Here is a 15,740-nt window from a genome sequence, read left to right as displayed (position 1 = left end):
CCCTTCGGGCATGGATCCCGAGGTCGAGCCCAGCAACGTCGAGCCGTCCGAGGTCGAGTTCGACCACGAGGAGCTGCGGGTCTTCTGGGACCTCGCCCGCTTCCACGCCAAGCTCAACGCCGCACCGACCTACTTCGGGCCGACGACGCTGGAGTCCGTGCCGCCTCCGGCGTGGGCGTACGGCGAGTCGGCGGAGGAGTCCGACGCCTACGTCGAGTCGGTGCTCGCCGACGAGCAGGGGAGCACGACCGCAGCGGTGGCCGACTACGCAGGCGACCTCCCGCAGCCCGGCGTGCTCTCCATCCTCTGCGACGGCTCCGGCCGACCGCGCGCGCTCGTCGAGGTCAGCGACGTGAGCGTCACCGGCGACGACCTGACCGAGTCGTTCAAGGTCGTCTACCAGCCCTGAGCCGCCCGTCCGCGTGTGGGAGAGTCCTCGCATGGCTGAGCGGATGACCTACCTCCTCGTCGACGGGGAGAACATCGACGCCACCCTGGGCACCTCGATCCTGGGCCGGCGTCCGCGTCCCGAGGAGCGGCCGCGGTGGGACCGGCTCCTGGAGTGGGCCGAGCGGGCGTTCGACCAGGACGTCACTGGTCTGTTCTTCCTCGCGGCCACGACCGAGCTGCCCACCAGCTTCGTCCAGGCCCTGCTCGCGATCGGCTTCAAGCCGATCCCGCTCAGCGGCGAGGGCAAGATCGTCGACATCGCCATCCAGCGCACCGCTGAGGCGCTCGTCCACCGCGAGGCCGACGTGGTGCTGGTCAGCCACGACGGCGACTTCGTCGACCAGGTCTCGGCACTGTGCGACGGCAGCCGCCAGGTCGGCGTCATCGGGTTCACCGAGTTCGTGAACTCGCAGTTCCGCAACCTGCCCGGCCTGCGGATCTTCGACCTCGAGTACGACCTCGGCGCCTTCAACTCGCCGCTCCCGCGCACACGCGTGATCCCGATCGACGAGTTCGACCCGCTCGACTTCCTCTGAGGTCGGGCGTGCCGTCTGTCCTGGTCCCTGCCCCGCGCTGGGAGAGGTGGGTCGTCAACTTCGCCACCGGCCACGGCGGTGCTGACCTCACGGTCGCCGACGGCGCGCTCCGCGGGCAGGCGGTCGACGGCTCGCACTTCGCGGCCCGGCTGCCCTTCGCGAGTGCGTACGACGGCCCGCCCGAGGCTGCCGACTTCGCGGCCGCAGCCCAGGCGCCGGGGGAGTGGGGCGTGCTGCTCGTGCGCAAGGGCGGCTTCGCCGTCGCCCGGATGGGCGGCGTCGCCATCGTCGAGCACAAGATCGGCCAGCGGCACGTCCAGGGGCGCACCAAGGCCGGGGGCCAGAGCCAGCAGCGCTTCGCCCGTCGCCGCGACAACCAGGCGCGGCAGGCCTACGAGGCGGCCGCCGACCATGCGGCGCGGATCCTCGGCGTCGTACGCCTCGTGGTGGCCGGCGGTGACCACGCGGCGGTCGACGCAGTGCTGACCGACCAGCGGCTGGCGTCGGTGACGGTCGTGGACCCCTGGCTGGCGGTGCCCGACCCGCGCCGGGCGGTGCTGGACCAGGCGATCCTGGACGCGCAGTCGATCGCCGTGGACGTGACCAACGCCTGACGCACGTGGGGGCGCTGACGCCGTAGGTTGAGGTCGTGAGCAGCACCATCGAGGTCCGCGGCCTCGTCAAGACCTTCGGCAGTGCTCGTGCCCTCGACGGCCTCGACCTCGACGTCGCGCCGGGCGAGGTGCACGGCTTCCTCGGACCCAACGGAGCGGGAAAGTCCACCACCATCCGGGTGCTGCTCGGGCTGCTGCGCAGCAACGGCGGCACCGCGTCGGTGTTCGGGCGGGACCCGTGGCGCGACGCCACCGACATCCACCGACGCCTGGCCTACGTGCCCGGTGACGTCAGCGTCTGGCCCAACCTGTCCGGCGGCGAGACCATCGACCTGCTCCTGCGGATGCGTGACCTCGACCCGCGCTCGACGCGTCGCGACGACCTGCTGGAGCGGTTCGAGCTGGACCCCACGAAGAAGGGGCGTGCCTACTCCAAGGGCAACCGGCAGAAGGTCGCCCTCGTCACCGCGTTCGCCGCCCCCACCGACCTGCTGATCCTCGACGAGCCCACCTCCGGGCTGGACCCGCTGATGGAGCAGGTCTTCAACGAGTGCCTCGCCGAGCACAAGGCCGCGGGCACGACCGTCCTGCTCTCGAGCCACATCCTCAGCGAGGTCGAGCGGTTGGCGGACCGCGTGACGATCATCCGCAGCGGCCGGACGGTCGAGTCGGGGTCGCTCGAGGAGCTGCGCCACCTCCGGCGCAACCGGGTCCGGGCCGAGGTCTCGGGTCCGGTCCCCGACCTCGCGGGGCTGGACGGCGTGCACGACGTCACGGTCGACGGGCGCGTCGTCTCCGCCTCGGTCGACCCCTCCGGACTGCCGCCGCTCCTTGACGCCCTCCACCACGCCGGGGTCGTCTCGCTGACCAGCTCACCGCCCACCCTCGAGGAGCTGTTCCTCGACGCCTACCGGAGCTCGCCGTGAGCAACCGGCTGCGCGGCACCGGGCTGCTCCTGAGGTTCGCGCTGCGCCGTGACCGCATCCKGATGCCGGCGTGGGTGCTGCTGCTCACCGCGACCGTGGTGGCCAGTGCGGCGGCCACGGGTCCCCTCTACGCCACGACGGCGGAGCGGGTGGCCGCGGCCGAGGCGCTCAACGCCAGCCCCGCGATCGTGGCCCTCTACGGGCCGATCCTCGACACCTCCAGCCTCGGCGAGCTGTCGATGACCAAGATGACCGTGCTCTACGCCGCGTTCGTCGCCTTCATGTCCGTGGTCCTCGTACGCCGCCACACGCGCGTCGAGGAGGAGACCGGGCGCGCCGAGCTGGTCGGCGCGACCGCGGTGGGCGTCGACGCCCCGCTCGCGGCCGCACTCGCGGAGGCCGTGCTCGCCTCGGTCGGGCTGGGCGTGCTGGTGGCCGCGGGCAACATCGCGTCCGGGCTGCCCGCCACCGGCTCGGTGCTCTTCGCGGCGTCGTGGACCGGCATCGGCCTGGTCGGCGCGGGGATCACCGTCCTCGCGGCCCAGCTGTCGAGCAGCGCGCGCACGGTCGGCTTCGTGGCCTCCGGCGCGATCGGCGTCCTCTACCTCCTGCGCGCGATCGGCGACACGTCCGCCGGGTGGCTGTCGTGGCTGACTCCGTTCGGCTGGGGCACGCAGCTCAGCGCCTGGTCCGAGCCGCGCGCCTGGTTGCTGGTGGCCTACCCGCTGCTCGCAGGTGCGCTGACCGCGGCCGGCGTCGCGTTGCGGCGACGACGCGACCTCGGGGCCGGCCTGCTGCCGGACCGCGCCGGTCCGGCAGAGGGAGCCCCACGGCTGCGTGACGCCCTCGCCCTCGTCTGGCGCCAGCAGGGCACCGCGTTGGCCGGCTGGACGGTCGGCATCGGCGTGATCGGCGTCCTGATGGGGTCGATCGTGCCCAACATCGGCGACCTGCTCGACACCGAGACCACGCGGCCGATCATCGAGGCGATGGGCGGGGTCGGTGGGCTCCAGGACGCGCTGGTCTTCGCGCTGGCGTCGGTGATCGCCGTCGTGATCACGTGCTTCGGCATCTCCGCCGTGACGCGCGCCGCCGGCGACGAGCACGACGGCCGCACCGAGACCGTGCTCGCCACGGCCACCTCCCGCGCCGGGCTGCTGGTGGCGGTGTCGTCGGCCGCGATCCTCGGCAGCACCTGGCTCCTGCTGGTCTCCGGCGCCGCGACGGCCATCGGCTGGGGGCGCGGGCTGGGAGCGGTCGGGGCCGCGCTGGCCCAGGCGCCGGCGGTGTGGGTCGTGCTCGGCGTCGCGCTGCTGCTGCTGTCGGTGCGCAGCCGCTGGGCCGTCGCGGGCTGGGCGGTGCTCGCCGCGTTCGTCACCCTCGGGCAGGTCGGCGCCGGACTCGAGCTCCCGGGCTGGGTCCTCGGCCTCTCGCCGTTCCACCACGTGCCCAAATACCCGTCCGAGGCCTTCGACTGGCGTCCCGAGCTGCTGCTGACCGTGCTGGCAGCTGCCCTCGTGTCGCTCGCCTGGTGGCGCTACCGCGCACGTGACATCGGCTAGCGTCACGTCCATGTGGCAGCCGGAGCCGGGATGGCAGCGCCTCCCGGGCGCAGGTCCGGCCACCGTCGGCGTCTGGTCGGCCACCCACCACGGTCACAACGTCGTCGTCAAGCGGCTGCGCCGCCCCGAGCCGCAGGACGCGCCCGGCGTGCTCGTCCCGGGTGACGTCAACTACTGGCGACGTGCTGCCGACGTCGCGCTCAGCGGGGTGGTCTCCGGCGCGCCCGGCCTGCGGGAGGCGCCCGTCGTGCGCGTCGACGAGGACGACGAGGGCATCACCCTGGTCCACGAACGGGTCGAGAACGACGACCCGCCGGGGCTGTGGCTCGCCGCCTGCCTCGGACGCTTCGCCGCGGTCGACCTCGGGGAGCACCCGTGGCTGGCGCGCGACCAGCTGCGCAGCCGGCTCCGCCTCGTCGAGCGGCGCGGTGGCTGGCGCACCCTCGCCCGCACGCCCATGGCCGACATCGCCGACCACCTGTGGACGCGCCGCGAGGCGTGGCTGGACCTCTGTGACGCCCTCCCACAGGTGGCCCAGCACGGTGACCCGTCGGCCGCCAACATCCCGGGTCGGCACGAGCACGGCGCCGTCGCGATCGACTGGGCCCACCTCGGGCGGGGACCGGTTGGCGCCGACCTCGGCTACCTGTCACTGGCGACCCGCGAGGACGTCGAGCCTCTGGTGGAGGCGTACGTCGCCGCGTTGCCCGTCGGGCTCGCGAGCCCCGAGGACGTGGTGACCGGTGCGCGCGTGATGGCCGTCTACACCGCGCTGACCCGGCTCGACTGGGCGCTGGCCCGGGTCGCGGACGGCGAGGGCGCGCTGGCCGGCAAGTTCCGCCACCCGAGCGTGGCGCCGTACATCCGCTCCATGCAGCGCCAGGTCGGTCAGATCGAGGCGCTCCTCAGCGATCGCTGACCGACACGTCAGAGCGACACGTCAGAGCGAGGAGGCCGAGAAGGTGTCGCACGCCTGGAGGGTGCCCTCCTGGTAGCCGCGGGTGAACCACGCCATCCGCTGCTCCGACGAGCCGTGGGTCCAGCCCTCGGGGTCGACGCCCTGGCCGGACTTCTGCTGGATCCGGTCGTCGCCGACGGCCTTCGCCGAGTCCAGCGCCTCGGTGATGTCGCCCTCGTCGAGGTCGGTCAGGATGCCGTCACCGTCGCTGGCGTCGCGGGTCCACATGCCGGCGTAGCAGTCGGCCTGCAGCTCGAGGCGCACGGCGTCGGAGTCGGCGCCCTTCTGGGTCCGGACCTGGCCCATCGTGCCCATCAGGTTCTGGATGTGGTGGCCGTACTCGTGGCCGAGGACGTAGGGCTCGACGAAGTCGCCGCCCTGGCCGCCGAGCTGTCCCTCGAGGACGTCGGCAAAGAAGGTCGTGTCGAGGTAGATCTGCTGGTCGGGCGGGCAGTAGAACGGGCCCACCTGGGACGACGCCTGGCCACATCCCGTCTGCACGGCGCCGGCGAAGGTCTCGATGTTGGCCGGGGTGAACTCGGTGCCGGCCTGCTCGGGCAGCGTCTTCGCCCAGTACTGCTCGAGCGACAGCGCCACGGCCTTGCGGGCGCAGTCGGCGTCGGTGTTGGCGTCGGCGCCCGACTTGCAGTTGGCGTAGCGCTCGTCCCCGGTGTCGATGCCGTCCGGCTGGCCCTGTGCCTGGCCCTGCGTGCTGGTGCCGCCACCGCCCGACGACCCGAGGCCGGTGCACTGCGTGAGCACGACGAACAGGATGATGATCAGGATGCCGCCGATGCCGCCGCCGGCCCGCGTGCCGCCGGGCATGGGGATCCGCATCCCACCGCCGCCCATGCCGCCCCCGCCGCCGCCGCCCGCGTCGCGCACACGACCCTTGCTGATGTCGGCCTTCGGGTTGAACCGCATGGGAGTGCCTTTCGGGGGGTTTGCGACGACGTCGTGGAGCCTTGGCGCACACTAACCCTTGCGTCGCCGATGGGGCTCCCGCCTCCACCCCTTCGTAGGATGTCGCCCGAGATGATCACCGCCCAGAAGCTCGAGGTCAGAGCCGGCGCGCGGCTCCTCATGGAGGACGTCACCTTCCGCATCGCCGCAGGCGACAAGGTCGGCCTCGTGGGGCGCAACGGTGCCGGCAAGACGACCCTCACCCGCATCCTCGCCGGCGAGGGGACCCCGGCCGACGGCCAGGTCCTCCGCAGCGGCGAGGTCGGCTACCTGCCGCAGGACCCACGGGTCGGCGATCCCGAGGTCATCGCCCGCGACCGGATCCTGTCGGCGCGCGGCCTCGACGACGTCGTACGCCGCCTGCGTGAGGCGGAGGTCGAGATGGCCGACGAGGACCCGAAGATCCACGAGCGCGGCATGAAGCGGTGGACGCGCGCCGACGCCGAGCTCCACGCCGGTGGCGGGTACGCCGCTGAGTCCGAGGCCGCGCAGATGGCTGCCGCCCTCGGGATCGAGGAGCGCATCCTCGCCCAGCCGATCGGCACGCTGTCCGGTGGCCAGCGACGCCGCGTCGAGCTCGCCCGCATCCTGTTCTCGGGCGCGGAGATCATGCTGCTGGACGAGCCCACCAACCACCTCGACGCCGACTCGATCGTGTGGCTGCGCGACTTCCTCAAGGCGCACCGCGGCGGCTTCGTGGTCATCAGCCACGACAACGCGCTGCTCGAGGCGACGGTCAACAAGGTCTTCCACCTCGACGCCAACCGCGCCGTCATCGACGTCTACAACATGGGCTGGCACAACTACCTGACCCAGCGCGAGGACGACGAGAAGCGCCGCAAGCGCGAGCGGATGAACGCCGAGAACAAGGCCAAGGTGCTCACCGACCAGGCCAACAAGATGCGCGCCAAGGCGACCAAGGCGCAGGCTGCGCAGTCGATGCTCAAGCGCGCCGAGAAGATGATGGCCGGCATCGAGGGCGAGCGCGCGGCCGACAAGGTCGCCCGGATCGCGTTCCCCGAGCCCGCGCCCTGCGGCAAGACGCCGCTCATGGGCTCCGAGCTGTCCAAGTCGTACGGCTCGCTCGAGGTCTTCACCGCCGTCGACCTCGCGATCGACCGGGGGAGCCGCGTGGTCATCCTCGGCCTCAACGGCGCCGGCAAGACGACGATGCTGCGGATCCTCGCCGGCGTCGACCAGCCCGACACCGGTGAGGTCGTGCCGGGCTACGGCCTCAAGATGGGCTACTACGCCCAGGAGCACGAGACGCTCGACGTCAACCGCACCGTGCTGGAGAACATGCACAGCGCCGCGCCCGAGCTCACCGACACCCAGGCCCGCTCGGTGCTCGGGTCGTTCCTGTTCTCCGGCGACGACGCCCACAAGCCGGCCGGCGTGCTGTCCGGTGGCGAGAAGACCCGGCTCGCCCTCGCGATCCTCGTCGTCTCGAGCGCCAACGTGCTGCTGCTCGACGAGCCCACCAACAACCTCGACCCTGCCTCCCGCGAGGAGGTGCTCCACGCGATCCGCAGCTACACCGGCGCGATCATCCTCGTCACCCACGACGAGGGCGCGGTGCGGGCCCTCGACCCCGACCGGGTGCTGCTGCTGCCCGACGGTGACGAGGACCTGTGGAACGACGACTACGCCGACCTGGTGTCCCTCGCCTGAGGGTTACTCACGAGTAGTAACCTGCTCGGCATGACTCCCGAAGAGCTCTCCGCGGTCGGCCTCCGCCTCGACGTGGACGGCGCCGTCGCCACGATCACCCTGGACCGTCCCGAGGTGCGCAACGCGCAGACCCCGGCGATGTGGCTGGCGCTCGGCGAGCTCGGCGCCTCGCTGCCCGTCGACGTACGCGTGGTGGTGGTGACGGGGGAGGGCGACACCTTCTCGGCCGGTCTCGACCGCGCGATGCTGGACCCGGCCAACGCGGGCGAGGGCACCGTGCTGGGGCTGCTGGCGCTGAGCGACGAGGACGCCTCGGCCCGGATCGAGGAGTTCCAGCGCGGCTTCACGTGGCTGCGCGACCCGCGCTTCGTCTCCATCGCCAAGGTGCGCGGCCACGCCATCGGTGCCGGCTTCCAGCTGGCCCTGTCGTGCGACCTCCGCGTGGTCGCCGACGACGCGAAGTTCTCCATGAAGGAGTCGGCCCTCGGCCTGGTGCCCGACCTCACCGGCACCAAGCCGCTGGTCGAGCACGTCGGCTACGCCCGGGCGCTGGAGATCTGCGCCACTGCGCGCGTGGTGCCCGGGGAGGAGGCCGCGCGGATCGGCCTCGCCACGACCTGCGTGCCGGCGGCCGGGCTCGACGCCGCCGTCGCCGACCTGGCCGCCGCGCTGGTCGCGCCGATGCCGGGTGTCGTCACCGAGACCAAGACGCTCCTCCAGGGCGCAGGCGACCGCGACCTCGACGAGCAGCGGCGCCTGGAGCGGGAGGCGCAGGTACGCCGGTTCCGCGCGCTCGCCGCCGCCTTCGCGGGCTGACGCGGCACGGCGTGCGTCGCCGGGGTGGCCGGACCGGCACACTGGACACGTGACCATGGTCGTGCGGTTCCTCGCTGTCCTGATGCTCTGGTCGGTCGGGCTGGCGAGCGCGCTCATCCCGCTGCCGTTCGGCGGGACCTACGTCTCCCTGGCGCTGTCCGTCGCGCTCTGGCTGGCCGTGGCTGCCGGCTGTGTCCCCTTGGTCCGACCGCTCGGACACCGGGCGGGGACGGTCGCCGGAATGCTCACCCTGGTGCTCGCGGTGCCCGTGCTCAACTGGGTGGCGGTGGCCCCGCAGCTGTGGTTCGCGACGCACCGCGCGGCGTACGACGCTGCTGCCGCGGCCGCACCGCGAGGCGGGGACGACTACTACGGGGCAGACCTGCCGCTCGTGTGGCGGTGGGTGAGCGTCGACGGCCGCGTGGTCGAGAAGGACGGCGCCCTATTCTTCCCCCAGTGGTACGGCATCCCCGACGACGGTGGCGGCTACTTCTTCTCGCCCGGCGCTTCGCCGAGGGGCGAAGACATGGCCGGGATGATCTGCCAGCGCCCGACCAACCTGGGTGACGGCTGGTGGATGTGCGGGATGGGATGACGGGCCGGTGCCGCCGGTCTGCGGACGCGGAAGAATCCACCCGCCGCGCCGGTTGAGCGAGGTGAGAGGACGAAGGAGTGGGCATGTCGATGGGACCGGGCGCAGGTGGCCCGCCGTGGCGACACCTGCGCAGTGACCGGAGCGTCGTCGACAACAAGATCGAGCGGCGCACGCTGCGTCGGGTGCTCGGTTTCGCGCGGCCGCACCGTCGGCTGATCGAGGCGTTCCTGGCGGTGACGGTCGTCGACGCGGCGCTCGTGGTGGTGCCGCCCCTGCTGCTCAAGGCGATCATCGACGACGCCGTGAGCACGGGTGACACAGCGCTGGTCATCTGGCTCGCCGTGCTGGTGGCGGTGGTGGCCGTCGTCGACGCCGGCTTCGGGCTGATCACCGGCTGGCTGTCGAGCCGCATCGGTGAGGGTCTGATCTACGACCTCCGCACCCGCGTCTTCGCCCACGTGCAGCGGCAGTCGCTCGCCTTCTTCACCCGCACCCAGACCGGCGCGCTCGTCAGCCGCCTCAACAACGACGTCATCGGCGCGCAGCGGGCGTTCACCTCCACGCTGCAGGGCACCGTCTCCAACATCATCGCCGCGGTCGTCGTGGGCGTGACGATGATGTTCCTCAGCTGGCCGGTCACGCTGCTGTGCGTCGCGCTGTTCCCGATCCTGCTGCTCGCCTCGCGCGTGGTGGGCGACCGCCTCGCCGGCCTCTCCCGGCAGCAGATGGACGGCAACGCCGACCTCGGCAACGCCATGACCGAGCGGTTCAACGTCGGCGGCGCGATGCTACTCAAGCTCTTCGGGCGCCGCGAGGCCGAGGACGTCGCCTACGCCGAGAAGGCCGCGGTCGTGCGCGACCTCGGCATCCGGATCTCCCTGCTCACCCGCATCTTCTTCGCCGCGATGACGCTCGTGCCGGCACTGGCGACCGCGCTCGTCTACGGCATCGGCGGCTGGCTGGCCATCCGCGGGGACCTGTCCGTCGGCACCATCGTCGCCCTCGGCGTCCTGCTGACCCGGCTGCTCGGCCCGCTGCAGGGCCTCTCCAACGTCCGCATCGACGTGATGACCGCGCTCGTCAGCTTCGACCGGGTCTTCGAGGTCCTCGACCTGCCGTCCCTCATCCAGGAGAAGCCCGACGCCGTCGTCCTGGCGCCGTCGGCCTCCCGCCTCGAGTTCGACCACGTCGCGTTCACCTACCCGCGCGCCGACGAGATCTCCCTCGCCTCGCTCGAGACCGTGGCCCGCACCGAGTCGCGTGACACCGGGCAGGTGCTGCACGAGGTCACCTTCACCGCCGCGCCCGGCCAGATGGTCGCGCTCGTCGGCCCGTCGGGAGCCGGCAAGACCACGGTCACGCACCTCGTCGCCCGCCTCTACGACGTCGAGTCCGGCGCGGTGCGGGTCGGCGGCCACGACGTCCGCGACGTCACCCTCCAGTCGTTGGAGGACGTCGTCGGCTACGTCACCCAGGACGCGCACATGTTCCACGACACGATCCGCGCCAACCTGCTCTACGCCCGTCCCACGGCGTCCGAGGCCGACCTCTGGGCCGCCCTCGAGGCCGCGCAGATCGCGGCTCTGGTGCGGTCGCTGCCAGACGGCCTCGACACGGTCGTGGGCGACCGGGGCTACCGGCTCAGCGGGGGAGAGCGGCAGCGGCTCGCGATCGCCCGCCTCCTGCTCAAGGCGCCGGCCATCGTGGTGCTCGACGAGGCCACCGCCCACCTCGACAGCGAGTCGGAGGCCGCGGTCCAGCAGGCTCTCGACGCCGCGCTCGAGGGACGTACGTCGCTGGTGATCGCGCACCGGCTCTCCACCGTCCGCAACGCCGACCTCATCCTCGTCCTCGACGACGGCCGCGTCGTGCAGCAGGGCACCCACGCCGAGCTGCTCGCCGCCGGCGGGCTCTACGCCACGCTCCACGCGACCCAGTTCCGTGCGGAGCGGTCCGAGGTCGTCCCCGGCTGACCTCACGGGCTGTGGTCGTGGGTCTCGATACGCCCTCTCGCGACCTCGCAGGCTCGGTCGCGGGGCTACTCGACCTCCCTCGCCACGCCGCGAGCTCCTCCGTCGCTCGCAGCTAGGCTCCTGAGATGGACCTGCAGCTGACCGATCGAGTCTTCATCGTCACCGGCGGGGCCCGCGGGCTCGGTCGGGCGACCGCCGACGTGCTGGTGGCCGAGGGGGCCCGGGTCGTGCTGTCCGGGCGCTCGCAGGAGTCGCTCGACGAGGCCAGTGCGGCGCTCGACGAGGTCGCCGGGCGCCGGGCGGCGGTCGGCGTGGTGGCGGACAACGCAGATCGCGAGACCCCGGGGCGGCTGCTCGCAGCGGCGGACGAGGCGTTCGGCCGCGTCGACGGCGCCCTGATCAGCGTCGGCGGGCCGCCGAAGGGACCGGTCACGGGGATCTCCGACGACCAGTGGAGCGCAGCCTTCGAGTCCGTCTTCCTCGGCGCCGTACGCCTCGCACGCGAGCTCGGCACCGCGCTGCGCGAGGGGGGATCCCTGGGCCTCGTGCTGTCCTCGAGCGTGCGCGCGCCGCTGCCGGAGATGGCGATCTCCAACGGCCTGCGTCCCGGTCTCGCGATGGTTGCCAAGACCCTGGCCGACGAGCTGGGCCCGCGGGGCGTGCGGGTCAACGGGCTCCTGCCCGGCCGGATCGCCACCGAACGGGTCGCGGAGCTGGACGACTCGACCGGCGACCCGGAGGCGGCGCGCCGGGCCGCGGAGGCGTCGATCCCGCTGCGTCGCTACGGCAAGCCGCAGGAGTTCGGCGCGGTCGCCGCCTTCGTGCTGTCGCCGGCGGCGTCATTCCTGACGGGCGTGATGCTCCCGGTCGACGGCGGACTCCTCCGCGCCCTCTGAGTCGCTGCCCGATTCCGACCCTGAGTCCAGCCGCTCGCGCCACGTACGACGTCGCGGCCGGGCCGGCTCCGCCTTGCCGGTGCGCGTCGGCTCGGGTGCCGGGGCGTCCTGGTTGCCCCACGGGCCCCGGCCGCCGCGCCACTCGTCGTAGATCAGGTAGAAGAAGCCGAAGATCGCCAGGGCGCCGAAGAACCACCACTGGAGCCCGTAGAAGAAGTGCGGCCCGTTGTCGAGCTCGGGAAGCTCGACCGGTTGCAGCAGCGTCGCGGGCTCGGGCGACTCCGAGCGCAGGTCGACCCAGCCGCCGAGCACCTCGCGGTCCAGCGCCTCGCCGATGCGCGCGCTGTCGACCGCACGGGTGGACTGGTCGGTGACGTCGGTGCTGTCGCCCTCGGCGTCACGGCGTACCCAGCCGGTGACGTCGACCTCCCCGTCCGGCGGTGCGGGCACGTCGGCGGTCGTCGCTCCACGGTTGTCGGTGGCGAACCAGCCACGGTCGACCAGCAGGCTCGTGCCGTCGTCGAGCTCGAGGGGGACCACCACGTCGACGCCGGCGGCACCGTCGCGGGTGCGGTAGCGGACGACCACGGTGTCCTCGACGGCGTACGTCCCCGTGGCCTCGACGATGCGCCACTCGTCGGCCGCGGCGACCGCCCGGCCGGGGGCCAGCACGTCGGCGACGGGGTCGGCGCCGGCCTTCTCGTTGCGCTGGATGATCTCGTTGCGTTCCTGCCGGTCGGCGAGCCGGTGGAACTGCCACTCACCGAGCCGCCACGCGACCCACGCCAGGAAGACGACCACGAGCGCGAAGGCGATCCAGCGGCGTGAGACCAGGAACCGCAGCTTGTGCACCCGGCGAGGTTATCCGTCCCGTCCTGAGCATCCGGCGGGTGGTGCTGCCCCCGTCGGTAGACTTGTGATCGTGATGACACCCCTGGCGGACCGCTTCGGCCGCGTGGCCACGGACCTGCGGGTCTCGCTGACCGACCGGTGCAACCTGCGATGCAACTACTGCATGCCGGCCGAGGGCCTCGACTGGCTGCCCACCGACCAGACGCTGACCGATGACGAGGTCGTGCGGCTGATCACGATCGGCGTGGAGCGGCTCGGCGTCCGGGAGGTGCGGTTCACCGGAGGCGAGCCGCTCCTGCGCCGCGGGCTGGTCGACATCGTGGGACGTACGCACGCACTCGGTGTCGAAACCTCGCTCACCACCAACGCCCTCGGGCTCTCGCGGACCGCGCAGGCCCTCGCCGACGCCGGCCTCGACCGGATCAACGCCAGCATCGACTCGGTGCGACCGGAGACGTTCGCGACCATCACGCGCCGCGACCGCCTGAAGGACGTGGTCGCCGGCCTCGAGGCCGCCAAGGCGGCGGGGCTCGGTCCGATCAAGCTCAACGCGGTGCTGCTGCGCGGCACCAACGACGACCAGGCCGCCGAGCTGCTGCACTGGGCCGTCGAGCACCACTACGAGCTGCGCTTCATCGAGCAGATGCCCCTCGATGCCCAGCACGACTGGAGCCGCACCGAGATGGTGACCGCCGACGAGATCTACGAGCAGCTCACTGCCGAGTTCACCCTCACGCCCCACGGCGAGCCCCGCGGCAGCGCGCCGGCCGAGCTCTTCGACGTCGACGGCGGGCCGGCGACCGTCGGGATCATCGCCTCGGTCACCCGCCCGTTCTGCGGCGACTGCGACCGCGTCCGGCTCACCGCCGACGGCCAGGTCCGCAACTGCCTCTTCGCCCGCGAGGAGTCCGACCTCCGCACGGCGCTGCGCTCCGGCGCGGAGGACGAGGAGATCGCCGAGCGGTGGGTCATCGCCATGCTCGGCAAGCGTGCCGGCCACGGCATCGACGACGAGACCTTCCTCCAGCCCGACCGCCCGATGTCCGCCATCGGCGGCTAGGCCCACTGACAGCCGCAGCGGCCGCCGCCCGTCGAAGGTGGCGGCACATCGCCGATCAGCAGGTCCGGCAGCTGTGATCTGCCGCCACCTTCACGGCGTACGTCAGTCCGCGGGAGCGTGCGGGACGACGTCCTTCAGGAACCCGCGGGCACCGAGGAAGTCCGAGAGCGAGGCCCGGTGCTCGTCGCAGGCGAGCCAGGACTTGCGGCGCTCGGGGGTGTGGATCTTCGGGTTGTTCCACTGGAGGTCCCACACGGCGTCGGCCTGGCAGCCCTTGGCCGAGCAGATCTCACGGTCGAGCTCCATCGGCGTCCTTCCGCAGGGGCCTGCGCGCCGCACGGAGGCGGCCGTACACATGAGAAGTGCCGGACAGCCACGGGGGGAAGCTGTCCGGCACCTCGATGCTGACGCAGACGGGGGATGCTGCGCTCGCGTGAAGGATCATTCCATGGGACTGGGTGAAAACCAAACTTTCGACACCCCGGTGTCGTGTCGTTTTTCCTCAGTCTTCACCGTCGTGTGCCGTCAGTTCGTGGGCACCGGCGTTGGTCGGCAGGCTGAATCCGTCGTCCCGCTGGTCGTTGGCATTCGCCATGATCACCGCGAAGAGCGGAAGGAAGACGGCGGCGGCGACCAGGATCCACCGCAGGACGCCCGGACCGACCGCGACCGCGCCCACGAAGCACACCAGCCGGATCGTCATCGAGATGGCGTAGCGGCGCTGGCGCGACCGCATGTCTTCTGCGGCGCTGCTGCGAGCCGTGGTGATGCGCACGGCATCGGACTTGGCCATGCTCGAAGTCTACGCCGCTAGGCTCGCAGAACCACGGGCCGGTGACGGTCCGCGCAGCCGTCGACCAGGAGGCATCATGACCAACCGCACCTATCGCGTCACGGAGATCGTCGGCACCTCGCCCGACGGCATCGACCAGGCGATCCGCAACGGCATCGAGCGCGCCGGGCAGACCCTGCGCCACATCGACTGGTTCGAGGTCACCCAGGTCCGCGGCCAGGCCAAGGACGGGGTCGTCGAGCACTTCCAGGTCGGGATGAAGGTCGGCTTCCGTCTCGAGGACGAGTGACCGCTCGCCGCGGATCTCGAGACGTGTCGCCCAGCCCCTCGCTCCGCTCGGATCTGGGCCGAACACTCCTCGATCTCCCGCCGTGCTCGACACCCTCGCTTCGCTCGGGTGTCGCGGCGTGATTCCGGATACCCCCCGGTAATCACTAGCGTCGGGGAGCGTGAGCGAGATTCCTGGATCCAGCACCCCGACCGAGCCGCGATCGGTCCTGGTGACCGGTGGCAACCGCGGGATCGGCCGCGCGATCGCCGAGGCGTTCATCGCCCAGGGCGACAAGGTCGCGGTGACCACCCGCAACGGCGGCGCGCCCGAGGGCGCGCTGGACGTGCGCTGCGACATCACCGACGCCGACCAGGTCGAGGCAGCCTTCAAGCAGGTCGAGGAGGCGCACGGCCCGGTCGAGGTGCTCGTCGCCAACGCCGGCATCACCAAGGACACCCTGCTGCTCCGGATGAGCGAGGACGACTGGTCCTCGGTCATCGACACCAACCTCACCGGCACGTTCCGGCTGACCAAGCGCGCCGCCAAGGGCATGCTTCGCCTTCGGCGCGGCCGGATCATCCTCATCTCCTCCGTCGTCGGGCTGCTCGGCTCGGCCGGACAGGTCAACTACGCCGCCTCCAAGTCCGGGCTCGTCGGCCTGGCGCGCTCGCTGGCCCGCGAGCTCGGCAGCCGGTCGATCACCACCAACGTCGTCGCGCCGGGCTTCGTGGAGACCGACATGACCGACGTGCTCACCGACGAGCAGAAGAGCGCCATCAAGACCCAGGTCCCGCTGGGCCGCTA

The 15,740-nt window shown here is 72.1% G+C and carries 18 protein-coding genes; 14 read left to right on the top strand and 4 right to left on the bottom strand.

Annotated features, from left to right (window positions below; translation table 11 throughout):
- The first annotated feature begins 10 nt into the window (after positions 1-10).
- From ACXJKB_RS19685 to ACXJKB_RS19660, 6 genes are read left to right on the top strand one after another with little or no spacing between them, the layout of a single operon-like run.
- Positions 11-409 carry a hypothetical protein gene (locus ACXJKB_RS19685; protein ID WP_457191387.1) on the top strand — a complete coding sequence of 133 codons (399 nt, stop codon included), beginning with the start codon at positions 11-13 and terminating at the stop codon, positions 407-409.
- A gap of 31 nt (positions 410-440) precedes the next feature.
- Positions 441-986 (top strand): NYN domain-containing protein, encoded by a 546-nt coding sequence (locus ACXJKB_RS19680; RefSeq protein WP_457191385.1) that lies wholly within the window; start codon positions 441-443, stop codon positions 984-986.
- Between the two features lie 8 nt (positions 987-994).
- Complete coding sequence (locus ACXJKB_RS19675) at positions 995-1,600, top strand: acVLRF1 family peptidyl-tRNA hydrolase (protein WP_457191383.1); 606 nt, start codon at positions 995-997, stop codon at positions 1,598-1,600.
- Positions 1,601-1,635: 35 nt separating this feature from the next.
- Positions 1,636-2,526 (top strand): ABC transporter ATP-binding protein, encoded by an 891-nt coding sequence (locus tag ACXJKB_RS19670; RefSeq protein ID WP_457191381.1) that lies wholly within the window; start codon positions 1,636-1,638, stop codon positions 2,524-2,526.
- On the top strand, positions 2,523-4,088 hold the full coding sequence (locus ACXJKB_RS19665) for an ABC transporter permease (protein WP_457191379.1): 1,566 nt from the start codon (positions 2,523-2,525) through the stop codon (positions 4,086-4,088). Before ACXJKB_RS19670 ends, ACXJKB_RS19665 begins: the two co-directional genes overlap by 4 nt.
- 10 nt (positions 4,089-4,098) lie before the next feature.
- A complete protein-coding gene (locus ACXJKB_RS19660) occupies positions 4,099-5,007 on the top strand; it encodes a phosphotransferase (protein WP_457191377.1) in 909 nt (302 codons plus the stop codon).
- Positions 5,008-5,028: 21 nt separating this feature from the next.
- On the opposite strand, the gene ypfJ is transcribed toward ACXJKB_RS19660, so the two are convergent.
- Complete coding sequence (gene ypfJ, locus ACXJKB_RS19655) at positions 5,029-5,970, bottom strand: KPN_02809 family neutral zinc metallopeptidase (RefSeq protein WP_457191375.1); 942 nt, start codon at positions 5,968-5,970, stop codon at positions 5,029-5,031.
- A 111-nt stretch (positions 5,971-6,081) separates the two neighbouring features.
- Between ypfJ and ACXJKB_RS19650 the strand changes: the two genes are divergently transcribed.
- The 5 genes from ACXJKB_RS19650 (at position 6,082) to ACXJKB_RS19630 (ending at position 11,960) form a co-directional block, all read left to right on the top strand.
- Positions 6,082-7,680 (top strand): ABC-F family ATP-binding cassette domain-containing protein, encoded by a 1,599-nt coding sequence (locus tag ACXJKB_RS19650; protein WP_457191372.1) that lies wholly within the window; start codon positions 6,082-6,084, stop codon positions 7,678-7,680.
- A 30-nt stretch (positions 7,681-7,710) separates the two neighbouring features.
- On the top strand, positions 7,711-8,496 hold the full coding sequence (locus tag ACXJKB_RS19645; protein ID WP_457191370.1) for an enoyl-CoA hydratase/isomerase family protein: 786 nt from the start codon (positions 7,711-7,713) through the stop codon (positions 8,494-8,496).
- A gap of 49 nt (positions 8,497-8,545) precedes the next feature.
- The gene (locus ACXJKB_RS19640; RefSeq protein ID WP_457191368.1) at positions 8,546-9,091 is read left to right on the top strand and encodes a hypothetical protein; all 546 of its coding nucleotides are present in this window, start codon (positions 8,546-8,548) and stop codon (positions 9,089-9,091) included.
- Between the two features lie 83 nt (positions 9,092-9,174).
- Positions 9,175-11,064: an ABC transporter ATP-binding protein gene (locus ACXJKB_RS19635; protein WP_457191366.1), complete on the top strand. Its 1,890-nt coding sequence runs from the start codon at positions 9,175-9,177 to the stop codon at positions 11,062-11,064.
- A 125-nt stretch (positions 11,065-11,189) separates the two neighbouring features.
- The gene (locus ACXJKB_RS19630) at positions 11,190-11,960 is read left to right on the top strand and encodes an SDR family oxidoreductase (RefSeq protein WP_457191364.1); all 771 of its coding nucleotides are present in this window, start codon (positions 11,190-11,192) and stop codon (positions 11,958-11,960) included.
- Here the strand turns inward: ACXJKB_RS19630 and ACXJKB_RS19625 are convergent.
- On the bottom strand, positions 11,904-12,812 hold the full coding sequence (locus ACXJKB_RS19625) for an SURF1 family cytochrome oxidase biogenesis protein (RefSeq protein WP_457191362.1): 909 nt from the start codon (positions 12,810-12,812) through the stop codon (positions 11,904-11,906). The genes ACXJKB_RS19630 and ACXJKB_RS19625 overlap by 57 nt on opposite strands.
- Positions 12,813-12,885: 73 nt before the next feature.
- On the opposite strand from ACXJKB_RS19625, the gene moaA reads away from it, so the two are divergent.
- A complete protein-coding gene (moaA, locus tag ACXJKB_RS19620; protein ID WP_457191443.1) occupies positions 12,886-13,872 on the top strand; it encodes a GTP 3',8-cyclase MoaA in 987 nt (328 codons plus the stop codon).
- 102 nt (positions 13,873-13,974) lie between these two features.
- On the opposite strand, the gene ACXJKB_RS19615 is transcribed toward moaA, so the two are convergent.
- Positions 13,975-14,178, bottom strand: coding sequence for an acetone carboxylase (locus tag ACXJKB_RS19615; RefSeq protein ID WP_457191360.1), 204 nt, complete (start codon positions 14,176-14,178; stop codon positions 13,975-13,977).
- A 196-nt stretch (positions 14,179-14,374) separates the two neighbouring features.
- A complete protein-coding gene (locus tag ACXJKB_RS19610) occupies positions 14,375-14,665 on the bottom strand; it encodes a DUF3099 domain-containing protein (RefSeq protein ID WP_457191358.1) in 291 nt (96 codons plus the stop codon).
- Positions 14,666-14,741: 76 nt separating this feature from the next.
- Here ACXJKB_RS19610 and ACXJKB_RS19605 point away from each other — a divergent pair, with 76 nt between their 5' ends.
- Both ACXJKB_RS19605 and ACXJKB_RS19600 read left to right on the top strand, forming a co-directional pair.
- Positions 14,742-14,954 (top strand): dodecin, encoded by a 213-nt coding sequence (locus ACXJKB_RS19605; RefSeq protein ID WP_191197183.1) that lies wholly within the window; start codon positions 14,742-14,744, stop codon positions 14,952-14,954.
- A 169-nt stretch (positions 14,955-15,123) separates the two neighbouring features.
- Positions 15,124-15,740: SDR family NAD(P)-dependent oxidoreductase (locus tag ACXJKB_RS19600; protein ID WP_457191441.1), on the top strand; the 617-nt coding region annotated here is incomplete at its 3' end.

It is taken from the genome of Nocardioides sp. P5_E3, assembly GCF_054049275.1.
Note: the sequence above shows the minus strand (reverse complement) of the source record. Positions and strands in the feature narration are given on the sequence as shown.

Excerpts from the sequence above, each read along its gene's own strand:
- ACXJKB_RS19685 (WP_457191387.1), top strand. The coding sequence starts at position 11 with ATGGATCCCGAGGTCGAGCCCAGCAACGTCGAGCCGTCCGAGGTCGAG.
- ACXJKB_RS19680 (WP_457191385.1), top strand. The coding sequence starts at position 441 with ATGGCTGAGCGGATGACCTACCTCCTCGTCGACGGGGAGAACATCGAC.
- ACXJKB_RS19660 (WP_457191377.1), top strand. The coding sequence starts at position 4,099 with ATGTGGCAGCCGGAGCCGGGATGGCAGCGCCTCCCGGGCGCAGGTCCG.
- ypfJ (WP_457191375.1), bottom strand. The coding sequence starts at position 5,970 with ATGCGGTTCAACCCGAAGGCCGACATCAGCAAGGGTCGTGTGCGCGAC.
- ACXJKB_RS19650 (WP_457191372.1), top strand. The coding sequence starts at position 6,082 with ATGATCACCGCCCAGAAGCTCGAGGTCAGAGCCGGCGCGCGGCTCCTC.
- ACXJKB_RS19645 (WP_457191370.1), top strand. The coding sequence starts at position 7,711 with ATGACTCCCGAAGAGCTCTCCGCGGTCGGCCTCCGCCTCGACGTGGAC.
- ACXJKB_RS19635 (WP_457191366.1), top strand. The coding sequence starts at position 9,175 with ATGTCGATGGGACCGGGCGCAGGTGGCCCGCCGTGGCGACACCTGCGC.
- ACXJKB_RS19630 (WP_457191364.1), top strand. The coding sequence starts at position 11,190 with ATGGACCTGCAGCTGACCGATCGAGTCTTCATCGTCACCGGCGGGGCC.
- moaA (WP_457191443.1), top strand. The coding sequence starts at position 12,886 with ATGACACCCCTGGCGGACCGCTTCGGCCGCGTGGCCACGGACCTGCGG.
- ACXJKB_RS19615 (WP_457191360.1), bottom strand. The coding sequence starts at position 14,178 with ATGGAGCTCGACCGTGAGATCTGCTCGGCCAAGGGCTGCCAGGCCGAC.
- ACXJKB_RS19610 (WP_457191358.1), bottom strand. The coding sequence starts at position 14,665 with ATGGCCAAGTCCGATGCCGTGCGCATCACCACGGCTCGCAGCAGCGCC.
- ACXJKB_RS19605 (WP_191197183.1), top strand. The coding sequence starts at position 14,742 with ATGACCAACCGCACCTATCGCGTCACGGAGATCGTCGGCACCTCGCCC.